At 55.5% G+C, this 10,791-nt stretch carries 12 protein-coding genes; all 12 read right to left on the bottom strand.

Annotation, left to right across the window (positions count from 1 at the left end):
- Positions 1–77: 77 nt before the first annotated feature.
- Entirely contained in the window at positions 78–497 is a 420-nt protein-coding gene (locus ACESMB_RS13225) for a ClpXP protease specificity-enhancing factor (RefSeq protein WP_372925961.1), read from the bottom strand.
- A 56-nt stretch (positions 498–553) separates the two neighbouring features.
- A complete protein-coding gene (locus tag ACESMB_RS13220) occupies positions 554–1,183 on the bottom strand; it encodes a glutathione S-transferase N-terminal domain-containing protein (protein ID WP_372925928.1) in 630 nt (209 codons plus the stop codon).
- A gap of 108 nt (positions 1,184–1,291) precedes the next feature.
- Positions 1,292–2,047 carry a cytochrome c1 gene (locus ACESMB_RS13215; protein WP_372925927.1) on the bottom strand — a complete coding sequence of 252 codons (756 nt, stop codon included), beginning with the start codon at positions 2,045–2,047 and terminating at the stop codon, positions 1,292–1,294.
- A complete protein-coding gene (locus ACESMB_RS13210; RefSeq protein WP_372925926.1) occupies positions 2,047–3,279 on the bottom strand; it encodes a cytochrome b in 1,233 nt (410 codons plus the stop codon). The genes ACESMB_RS13215 and ACESMB_RS13210 overlap by 1 nt, the downstream gene beginning before the upstream one ends.
- Complete coding sequence (gene petA, locus ACESMB_RS13205) at positions 3,279–3,875, bottom strand: ubiquinol-cytochrome c reductase iron-sulfur subunit (RefSeq protein WP_372925925.1); 597 nt, start codon at positions 3,873–3,875, stop codon at positions 3,279–3,281. The genes ACESMB_RS13210 and petA overlap by 1 nt, the downstream gene beginning before the upstream one ends.
- Before the next feature lie 240 nt (positions 3,876–4,115).
- Positions 4,116–4,508: a 30S ribosomal protein S9 gene (rpsI, locus tag ACESMB_RS13200; protein WP_114613350.1), complete on the bottom strand. Its 393-nt coding sequence runs from the start codon at positions 4,506–4,508 to the stop codon at positions 4,116–4,118.
- Between the two features lie 12 nt (positions 4,509–4,520).
- Complete coding sequence (gene rplM, locus ACESMB_RS13195; RefSeq protein ID WP_150993376.1) at positions 4,521–4,949, bottom strand: 50S ribosomal protein L13; 429 nt, start codon at positions 4,947–4,949, stop codon at positions 4,521–4,523.
- 242 nt (positions 4,950–5,191) lie between these two features.
- Positions 5,192–5,980, bottom strand: coding sequence for a TatD family hydrolase (locus tag ACESMB_RS13190; protein ID WP_372971769.1), 789 nt, complete (start codon positions 5,978–5,980; stop codon positions 5,192–5,194).
- 16 nt (positions 5,981–5,996) lie between these two features.
- Positions 5,997–7,577, bottom strand: coding sequence for a peptide chain release factor 3 (gene prfC / locus ACESMB_RS13185; RefSeq protein ID WP_372925923.1), 1,581 nt, complete (start codon positions 7,575–7,577; stop codon positions 5,997–5,999).
- Positions 7,578–7,673: 96 nt separating this feature from the next.
- On the bottom strand, positions 7,674–8,180 hold the full coding sequence (gene rimI, locus ACESMB_RS13180; protein ID WP_372925922.1) for a ribosomal protein S18-alanine N-acetyltransferase: 507 nt from the start codon (positions 8,178–8,180) through the stop codon (positions 7,674–7,676).
- Between the two features lie 3 nt (positions 8,181–8,183).
- Positions 8,184–9,023, bottom strand: a complete 840-nt coding sequence (locus ACESMB_RS13175; protein WP_372971768.1) for a 2-isopropylmalate synthase — start codon at positions 9,021–9,023, stop codon at positions 8,184–8,186.
- Positions 9,016–10,563 carry a 2-isopropylmalate synthase gene (locus ACESMB_RS13170; protein ID WP_372925920.1) on the bottom strand — a complete coding sequence of 516 codons (1,548 nt, stop codon included), beginning with the start codon at positions 10,561–10,563 and terminating at the stop codon, positions 9,016–9,018. The genes ACESMB_RS13175 and ACESMB_RS13170 overlap by 8 nt, the downstream gene beginning before the upstream one ends.
- Positions 10,564–10,791 lie beyond the last annotated feature (228 nt).

Raw genomic sequence — 10,791 nt, 5'->3', positions numbered from 1 at the left:
CTAACAAAAAAGCCAGGTGACAGAGTCAGCTGGCTTTCCGGTTTAATGACGTGCCCCTGATTGGCTCCGAGCTACTTCTACTTGACCACTTTCAGCGTCGGACGGCCACTGGGCCTCTCTCCACTCTGCCCGCCATCACCGGTGTTATCTGAATCCTTACTTCCCGGACCTTCCGGATCCGGCGAACCGGGCTCGCTGCCGAACACCATTCCCTCGCCATTTTCCTTGGCGTACACGGCCATGACAGCCTGCAAGGGAATGAATACCTGCATGGGCACACCACCGAAACGGGCGCTGAACTCCAGCGCACCATTGCCAATCACCAGGCTCCGCACGGCGCCGGGGCTGATGTTAAGTACGATCTGCCCGTTTGCCACGTGCTCGGTAGGAACCTGCACTCCCTGCACGCCTGCGTCGACCACAATGTAAGGCGTGCAGTCGTTATCGAGAATCCATTCATTGAACGCCCTGACTAGATACGGGCGACTCGATGTCATGGTTATTTTGCTATCAGGCACTGCCTTTCTCCTGAACCGGTTTCAGGCTCTGCAAATCAACTGCGGATATCTTCTTCCAGGTCCGACAGGCTTGCTTTGAAACCTTCACGGCTGAAAATGCTATCCATATACTTTTGAAGCGGTTTTGCCTGCTTTTCATTAAGCTCTATGCCCAATGAAGGCAGGCGCCACAGAATCGGGGCAATGCAGCAATCAACGATGGTGAACTCTTCCGACAGGAAAAATGGCATCTCGCCGAACAGTGGCGATGTCGCCAACAGGCTCTCACGAAGCTCTTTACGCGCAGCATCGGATGCCTTGGCGTTGGGCTGGGCAAGAATCTGGTCCACCAGTCCACACCAGTCTTTCTGGATACGGTGAATCATCAACCGACTATTTGCCCGTGCAACCGGGTACACCGGAAGCAATGGCGGGTGCGGGAAACGCTCGTCCAGATACTCCATCATGATATTGGGCTCGTAGAGCACCAGGTCACGATCCACCAGCGTCGGCAGGGCATTGTAGGGATTCAGGTCGGCCAGCTCTCCGGGAGGGTTGTCTGGATCAACATTTACGACGTCGACCGTTACACCCTTTTCTGCCAGCACAATGCGGACTCTGTGGCTGTAATGACTGGCCGGGTCCGAGAAAAACGTCATTGATGACCGCTTGGTCACAACGCCCATAGAACTACCTCACGATTTGACTAACCGAATTGACCCTGAAAAACGCAAAAATCCAGCGGGCCGGAAATTGCCCGCTGGAACTCAGGAATAGGAATTATACCTGAAATCTCAGTGTACGTCCTTCCAGTATTCGCGATTAAGCAGATAGGCAAAGATAAAGAAGATCGCCACAAAGATGAGGGCGAACATACCAAGCCGCTCCCGCTCAACCTTTATTGGATCACCCATGTAGGACATGAAATTGGTCAGGTCATACATCGCAGCATTGTATTCCCCCGGAGACATAGAGCCTTCGATTTCCCACTCGGGACAGGTGTCCGCGTTACGGACATCGCCACTGAGAGGGTCAACGCTGGCACCTTCGCCAATACGCGGTTCTTCGGCGCACAGACCTTGCAGGTCTATCAGCACATGGGGCATGCCGGCATTCTCGAACACCACGTTATTCACACCAAGCGGACGGGTATCGTCTTTATAAAAGCCGCGGAGATAGGAGTAGATCCAATCCTCTCCCCGAAGACGGGATGACAGTGTCAGGTCCGGTGGCGGAGCCCCGAACCAGTCCGCAGCCATATCCTTGCCCATAGCGTTCTTCATCAGCTCGCCAATTTTCGCGCCTGTGAAGATCAGGTTCTCCTCGTACAGTTCCGGAGGAATCCCCAGATCATCCGCTACCCGCTTGTAACGGGCATACTCCATGGAATGACACGCCATGCAGTAGTTGGTGAACAGGGCTGCTCCGCGCTGGAGAGACTCCTTGTTGGTATGGTCCGCCTCCATTGTATCCAGTTTACCGGATGGCGCGGCTGCCAGCGCGAGAGCCGGCAGGATCACTATGAAAAGACCAACTATCAGCTTTCTCATTATCCTGTCACCCTCTCTGGAACTGGCTTGGTTTTCTCCATGCGCGTGTAGAACGGCATGAGGATAAAGAAGAGGAAGTAGAACGTTGTCAGGATCTGCGAAACGGTCGTACGAGCCTCCGTTGCCGGAACAATACCGAGATACCCCAGGACAATGAAGCTGACCACAAAGATTGCCAGGGCAGTTCTGCTCAGCCAGCCCTTGTAGCGCATTGAGCGCACCGGACTCTTGTCCAGCCAGGGCAGAACAAACAGTATCGCAATGGCTGCCCCCATCACGACGACACCCCAGAACTTCGCGTCCAAACCGAACAGGTCAACAGTAACTGCCCGCAGCATCGCGTAGAACGGCGTGAAGTACCACACTGGTGCGATGTGGTCCGGCGTCTTGAGTGCATTCGCCGGTTCAAAGTTCGGTTTCTCAATGAACAGGCCACCCATCTCGGGGAAGAAGAACACCACGATAAAGAAAACAAAGAAGAATACGCCGACACCCATCAGATCGTGAACGGTGTAGTAGGGGTGGAACGGAATGCCGTCTTTCGGAATACCGTTTTCATCCTTGTTCTTCTTGATATCGATGCCGTCGGGGTTGTTGGAACCCACTTCATGCAGCGCGAGGATGTGAAGAACCACCAGCCCGAGAAGCACAATCGGTAACGCAACCACGTGCAGTGCAAAGAACCGGTTCAGGGTGATGCCGGAAATCAGGTAATCACCGCGAATCCACAGTGACAGATCGTCACCAATCACCGGAATGGCACCAAAGAGGTTCACAATAACCTGGGCGCCCCAGTAGGACATCTGTCCCCATGGCAGCAGGTAGCCCATGAAGGCTTCGGCCATCAGCACCAGGTAGATCAGCATGCCGAAAATCCAGATCAGCTCACGGGGCTTCTGGTATGAGCCATACATCAGGCCTCGGAACATGTGGAGATAGACCACCACGAAGAAAGCGGAGGCACCTGTCGAGTGAAGATAACGGAGCAACCAGCCCCACTCCACATCACGCATGATGTATTCCACCGATGCGAAGGCACCCTCGGCGGTAGGATTGTAGCTCATGGTCAGCCAGATACCGGTGATAAGCTGGTTTACCAGCACCAGCATGGCCAGTGAGCCGAAAAAGTACCACATGTTGAAGTTCTTGGGCGCGTAGTACTTGCCTATGTGCTTGTTCCACGCATCAACAATCGGAAGACGCTCGTCAACCCAATTCACTAACTTGTTCATTACGCTGCCCCCTCAGGATCCAGACCGACGGTCAGGGTGTTGTCGTCGTCGTAACGGTAGGGAGGCACCTCCAGGTTAGTGGGTGCCGGCTGATTCGGGTACACACGGCCGGCCAGGTCATATCTGGAGCCGTGACACGCACAATAAAATCCGCCCAGCCAGTCTTCACCCAGATCAGCGGGAGCCACTTCAGGCCGGAATTGCGGAGAGCAACCAAGATGTGTACAGATACCGACGACGACTGCGTAATCGTCCTTGAGAGCACGTAACTCGCCTTCGATGTAGGCAGGCTGGGTCGCATCCTCGGAGAGCGGGTCTTTTACACGCTCATCCAGCTTGCGGATGTTCTCGTTCATTTCATCAGTGCGTCGAATGACCCACACCGGCTTCCCGCGCCATTCAACAGTCATCTGCTGACCGGCCTCAAGCTTACTGACATTGACGGTGACCGGTGCACCGGCTGCTTCCGCTTTGGCACTGGGATTCCAGGATGCCACGAAAGGTACGGCCGCACCGACGACGCCGACACCACCCACCACAGACGTGGCACCGATCAGAAACCGGCGCCTGCCTTGGCTCACGTCGCCATTACTCATTATGGTTCTCTCCCATCAGGCGACATGCAGCCCTGTTTAAAGGGAATCTGCACATCGAAAAGGACTTCTCTCAACCCAAAAATATAAGCGCTCAAATGGTAATGAAATTACCGTGCCCTTACAAGTCGGAAAGGTCTCGAGCCGGGCCATTATCTGTTCCGTATCAAGTTGGTATTAGTTTTATGGTCCATAAAAAAACCCGGCCAACGGACCGGGTTCTTCGGATCTGATCCAACAAGCTTAACGCTTGGAGAACTGAGGACGCTTACGCGCCTTGCGCAGACCGACTTTCTTACGCTCAACTTTACGAGCATCACGAGTAACGTAACCCTCTTTGCGAAGAGCAGGACGCAGAGTCTCGTCGTAATCCATCAGTGCACGAGTCAGACCGTGACGGATCGCGCCCGCCTGACCACTGCTCCCACCACCTTTCACGGTGATGTTGATGTCGAACCGATCTGTCGAATCCGCAACCACGAGGGGCTGACGAACGATCATTCGAAGGGTATCACGACCGAAAAACTGGTCAATCGAACGACCATTGATTGAAATGTTACCGCTTCCCGGCTTGATAAAGACCCGAGCCGTGGAGGTTTTGCGGCGACCCGTACCGTAATTTTGTGCTACAGACATATCCGCCTTCCGTTAAATGTCGAGTTCTTTGGGCTGCTGGGCTGCATGAGGATGCTCAGCGCCGGCATAAATTTTCAGCTTCTTGAACATGGCACGCCCGAGCGGGCCATTGGGAAGCATGCCTTTGACAGACTTCTGGATGATTTGCTCAGGAGCCTTGTCAACCAGCTTCTCGAAGTTGATGGACTTGATTCCACCCGGAAAGCCGGTGTGACTGTAGTACATCTTGTCAGATGCTTTTTTGCCGGTAACCCTTACCTGACTGGCATTGATAACCACAATGTAATCACCAGTGTCGACATGAGGGGTGTACTCAGGCTTATGCTTGCCCCGCAGACGACGGGCGATTTCAGTTGACAGACGACCCAGCGTCTTGCCGGCTGCGTCTACAACGTACCAGTCACGTGTTACTGTTTCTGGTTTCGCACTCAGAGTCTTCATTGATTCCGCCTTGAACGCTATATAAGAAACGTTAAAAACCGCCACCGGTAAATGCTTGGCATCCGGAGGGGGCTCTTTACCTGTATGTTAAGCGGCAGTGACATCATTCGGGGCTGAGATGACGGCATTGCCTTGAAAAGCCAGGGCGCGAAGTATATCCGAACCAAAAAAGAAAGCCAACCCTGATGCAGCCTGTTTCGTTATTCACGTACCCCTTGCGCGTGCCGGAGCGAAAACACGCCCTAGCGCTCCGACGCTCCGATCTCATTCCAGCCGTACAAGCGCTGGACATTACCTAGCAGCGAGCGCGCCAGATCCTCCGGCGCCGCACCACGCAATCCAGCAAGTACGTTGAAAATCAACGGCAGAAAAGCAGGTGAATTATGCCCTGGCGACACCCCCTCCGGAGCCATGTCCGGGGAGTCCGTCTCCAGAACCAGCGCATCGACTGGCAACCGCGCAATGGTATCCCTAGTCTTCCGCGCCCGGGGATGCGTTATCACGCCACCGACGCCAATAAAACAGCCCAGATCAATCAGCTTCGACGCCTGGTGGTAGCTGCCGGAAAACCCGTGCACAAGCACCCTGTCCGAAAACTGTTTCCGACGCAGAACTTCGTGAACCTCGTCATGGGTCTTTACGGAATGAATGACCAATGGAAAGTGGGCCTGCGCAGCAATATCAACCTGCGCCTCAAACCAGGGGTACTGCTCGCTCAGGTCGCCATGCAGGCGGTCGAGCCCACACTCGCCCAGCGCCACGCAATGGCCCGGATGATCCGCAAGCGCGCCACCCAGGGCCCCCAGATCGTCCTCAGTATGCTCGCTGACATACCAAGGATGGATTCCGAGGCAGTAATACAATCCCTCGTGCTCTGTGGCAACACGGCTTACCCTGCCCCAGTCATCACGACGCACGCCGGGAATCACCAGATTGGAGAGGCCGGCACTGCGGGCCTCTTCAAGCACAGCCTCACGACGCCCGTCGAACTCAGGAAAATCAAAATGGCAGTGTGCGTCGATGAGTCTCATTCACCACCCCAGCTATCTAGTGCTCGCGGGTTTTGTGGAAACCTATGTCCGGGTACCGCTCCTGGGCCAGTTGAAGATTGACCATGGTAGGCGCGATGTAGGCGAGTCGGTCGCTACCATCCAGTGCCAGAAAATCGTTGGCCTTGCGCTCGAACTCATCGAGCTTGCGCTCGTCAGATGCCGTTACCCATCGTGCGGTAGCAACGTTTATTGGCTCATATACCGCGTCAACCTTGTATTCACTTTTGAGGCGGCTGACCACCACATCAAACTGGAGAACACCCACCGCGCCTACGATCAGGTCATTGTTGCGCAACGGGCGAAACACCTGGACCGCCCCCTCTTCCGCAAGCTGGATCAGGCCTTTCTGCAGTTGCTTGGACTTGAGCGGGTCTTTCAGACGAATCCGGCGGAACAGTTCCGGTGCAAAATTGGGGATACCAGTAAATTTCATATCCTCGCCAGAGGTAAACGTATCCCCCAGTTGAATCGTGCCATGGTTGTGCAGGCCGATGATGTCACCGGCAAAGGCCTCGCCGGCATGCTCCCGGTCGCCCGCCATAAAAGTCAGCGCATCGGAGAACCGGACTTCCTTGCCGATGCGGACGTGGCGAGCTTTCATACCCTGGTTGTAGCGCCCGGAGACAATCCTGAGAAACGCCACCCGATCCCGGTGTTGCGGATCCATGTTTGCCTGGATTTTGAAAACAAAGCCGGAAAACACATCTTCCGCCGGCTCAACCAGGCGTTGGTCGGTTTCCCTCGGCTGCGGTGCCGGCGCCCACTCCACCAGGCCGTCCAGCATATGATCGACACCGAAATTACCCAGGGCGGTCCCGAAAAATACCGGTGTCAGCTCTCCGGCCAGGAAGGCATCCAGATCAAACTCGTGAGACGCTCCCTTAACCAGCTCGATCTCATCCCTCAGGTCATCAGCATAGGCGCCCAGAACAGTATCCAGTTCCGGATTATCGATACCATTGATAACCCGTTTCTCCTGGATCATGTGCCCCTGCCCGGACTGGTAGAGAATCACTTCGTCTCGGGTCAGGTGATAAACGCCCTTGAAATTCTTGCCCATCCCGATCGGCCAGGTGATTGGCGCACAGGCAATTTTCAGAACCTCTTCCACTTCATCCATCAGTTCCACCGGATCACGGGTGTCGCGATCCAGCTTGTTCATGAAAGTGATGATCGGCGTGTCCCGCAACCGGGTCACTTCCATCAGTTTGATGGTGCGCTCCTCAACGCCCTTTGCACTGTCGATGACCATCAGACAAGAGTCGACCGCAGTCAATGTCCGGTAGGTATCTTCAGAGAAGTCTTCGTGGCCCGGAGTATCGAGCAGGTTTACCAGCCGTCCACCGTAGGGAAACTGCATCACCGAGGTCGTCACCGAAATACCGCGCTCTTTCTCCATCTCCATCCAGTCGGACTTTGCGTGCTGACCGGATTTTTTACCCTTGACCGTCCCGGCCTTCTGTATGGCCTGACCAAACAGCAGCACTTTTTCCGTAATGGTGGTTTTACCGGCATCCGGGTGCGAAATAATCGCAAAGGTGCGGCGATGGGATACTTCGCTGGCAAGGCTCGTCATAATTGGTAGAAACCTGAATCGGAAAGACTGTAAAAACGGTGGCCATTATAAGGATAATAGCCCCCTCACGCGAATACGTGTCTTCACAGCCAGGCGCTAGGATGGGACAGGAGGCGCTGAACGACCATCAACGGGCAGAGCCATGACCAGCGCATCTTCCCGCTCCCGTCCTCCGGGATAGTAACCGGGCCTGCGGCCAATAACAGAGAAGCCTTCACTGGCATACAGATGCATGGCGCCGTAATTGCTGTTCCGCACTTCCAGAAGGACCTGGGACATACCGTCGCGCGCCGATTCCGCGACCAGGTGGCGCAGCAGCCGGCGGCCGGCACCCGATCGCCGCTGCCCCATGGCAACACACAGGTTCAGGAGGTGGGCCTCGCCTGCCATGTAGGCGACCACAGCGTACCCGGAAAGCCTGTCACACATCTCCAGGGCCCAGAGACGATAATCCGGCCGGAAACAGCCCCGGAATACAGACTCGCTCCATGGAAAGGAATAGCCCTGACATTCGATATCGAGCACCTCGGGCAGGTCGCCCTGACACAAAGGCCTGATAGAAATATCGCCAACTTCAACTTTGCGGTAGACATCCCGGGACACGACTCAGACTCCGATAGCAGATTTGAGCTGCTGCCACAGGTCACGCTTGTAGGCCGGCACGGCAGCCAACTCGGCAAGGCTCCGGGGAAAATCCACCGCAGGAATGCCAAGGGCACTGGCAAGCCACTCTGAACGATCCGGAAGCCGCTCATCCGTCAGGACGCCCAGCAAAAGCAGCCGTCTGGAACTGAATTCTTTGCTGGCTGAACGAAGAACGCCGTGAAAATCGTCAAGTCCGTTACCGGGCACCCGCGGGTTGCCAAAAACCGGCCACCGAATTTCATGCGCCCCTTCTGGCACCAGGGATTCTCCCAATGAAGCAAGGATGTTTTCAGCCAATGCGTCCTGTAATCGCGCACTCGCCTCATCAGAAACACCACTGACAAGCACCGAACGTTCCGAAACCCAGAAACCCAGCCGGGCATCAATCCGTATCTGCTGGTCAGCTTCAGTGACAGCCTCAAGCTCGGGCACCTCTGCCGCCGACGGCTCCTCCGCAACCGAAGCCTGCGCTTCGGAAGCTTTTAATGCCGGCGGTGGTTTGGGGGCTTCCGCTTCCCTGTCAGCCATCAGCGCCTGTATGCCGGCAATTCTGTGCTTACCGGTGGCATCCTTGGCAGGACGGGCCCTTGGTGATTGTGGAGGACGAGAGACTATGGGGTCTGATGCCGGCTCAGGCACGCTGTCCTCTGCCGGAAACCGGAACTCAGGGCTTGGCGCCGCGCCGGGCAAAGGGGACCGGGCGTACCAGAGATGAATACCGGACTTACCCAGGTAATACTGACGCTCCGCCTCTGACATCGTCATAATACTGATCCGTTGCAGATTCTGTTGCTCAGACATCAGCTCCCTGCGGGTGTTGCCGGACACCACCACTGCTGATCAGGTTAAGAGCTTCGATATAAGCCTTTGCAGAAGCAATGATGATATCGGTATCCGCTCCTACGCCGTTCACGATACGACCACCCCTTTCGAGCCGCACAGTGACTTCGCCCTGGGCGTCGGTGCCACTGGTAATGTTATTCACGGAATAGAGCTGGAGGTTACAGCCGGAATCCACCAGCGACTCTATCGCCTTGAAGGTTGCATCCACCGGGCCACTGCCCTCTGCATTAACCTTGTGCTCCTTGCCATCCATCAGCAGAGTCAGTGAAGCTCTGGGCACGACACCGGTCTCGGAACCTACCTGCATGGTCACCAGACCATAGCGGCCATCTTCTTCCTGGCGTGTGTGGCTGGCGATTGCCTGGAGATCTTCGTCAAAAATCTCATGCTTCAGATCCGCCAGGGCCTTGAAGCGGGTAAAGGCCTCGTTCAGCTCGGTTTCAGTCTCAAACTGAATCCCCAGTTCAAGCAGCCGCGACCGGAAGGCGTTTCGCCCCGAATGTTTGCCCAGCACCAGGCTATTGGTGTGCCAGCCCACATCCTCAGCACGCATGATTTCATAGGTTTCCCGATGCTTGAGCACGCCATCCTGGTGGATTCCCGATTCATGGGCAAAGGCATTCGCGCCGACAATCGCCTTGTTGGGCTGCACCGGAAACCCGGTAATAGTGGATACCAGACGGGACGCGGGCACAATGTGCTGCGTATCGATTCGGGTGTCGATGGTATAGAGATCCTGGCGAGTACGAACAGCCATTACCAACTCTTCCAGAGACGCATTACCAGCCCGTTCACCCAGTCCGTTGATGGTGCACTCTACCTGACGGGCGCCACTACTCACCGCAGCCAGTGAATTTGCAACAGCAAGGCCGAGATCATTGTGGCAATGCACAGAAAAGACGGCTTTGTCAGCATTCGGAATACGATTCAGCAACTGACGGATAGTCTCGCCAAACTGCTCGGGAATGGCATACCCCACCGTGTCCGGGATATTGATGGTGGTTGCTCCGGCGTCAATTGCTGCCTCTATGATGCGGCACAGGAAATCCAGTTCGGAACGCCCGGCGTCTTCGCAGGAGAACTCGACATCATCCACGTGGCTCCTGGCCCGCTTGACTGACCTCACTGCCTGTTCAACCACTTCATTTGGCTGCATCTGCAGCTTATGCTTCATATGGATGGCAGAGGTTGCAATAAACGTATGTATCCGACCCCGCTCGGCCGGCCTTATGGCCTCAGCCGCGCGGTCTATATCCTTGTCCAGAGCCCGGGCAAGACTGCAAACGGTAGAGCCTTTTATCGACTCTGCGATACCTTTCACCGCCTCAAAGTCGCCCTGACTTGCAACGGCAAAGCCGGCTTCAATAACGTCAACACGGAGTTTCTCGAGCACCTTCGCTATGCGCAGCTTTTCCGCTTTCGTCATGGTGGCGCCAGGGCTTTGTTCGCCATCACGCAAAGTGGTATCAAAAATAACGAGGTGGTCTGTCGCGGACATAGCGATCTCCGTGGGAGCAACTTAACAAGTGTTTCCGGGAGTATATCACTGAGTGGCTGGTATGGGGCTTTGTAGTGCACAGCAGATTATCGTGCCCCAAATAAAAAACCCCCAACGGCGCAGCCGCTGGGGGTTTTCGGTATTAAGAGCCTGACGATGACCTACTCTCACATGGGCAGAAGCCACACTACCATCGGCGCTGGTCTGTTTCACGGCTGAGTTCGGGAT

It is taken from the genome of Marinobacter sp. (assembly GCF_041686475.1).
GTDB lineage: Bacteria > Pseudomonadota > Gammaproteobacteria > Pseudomonadales > Oleiphilaceae > Marinobacter.
Note: the sequence above shows the minus strand (reverse complement) of the source record. Positions and strands in the feature narration are given on the sequence as shown.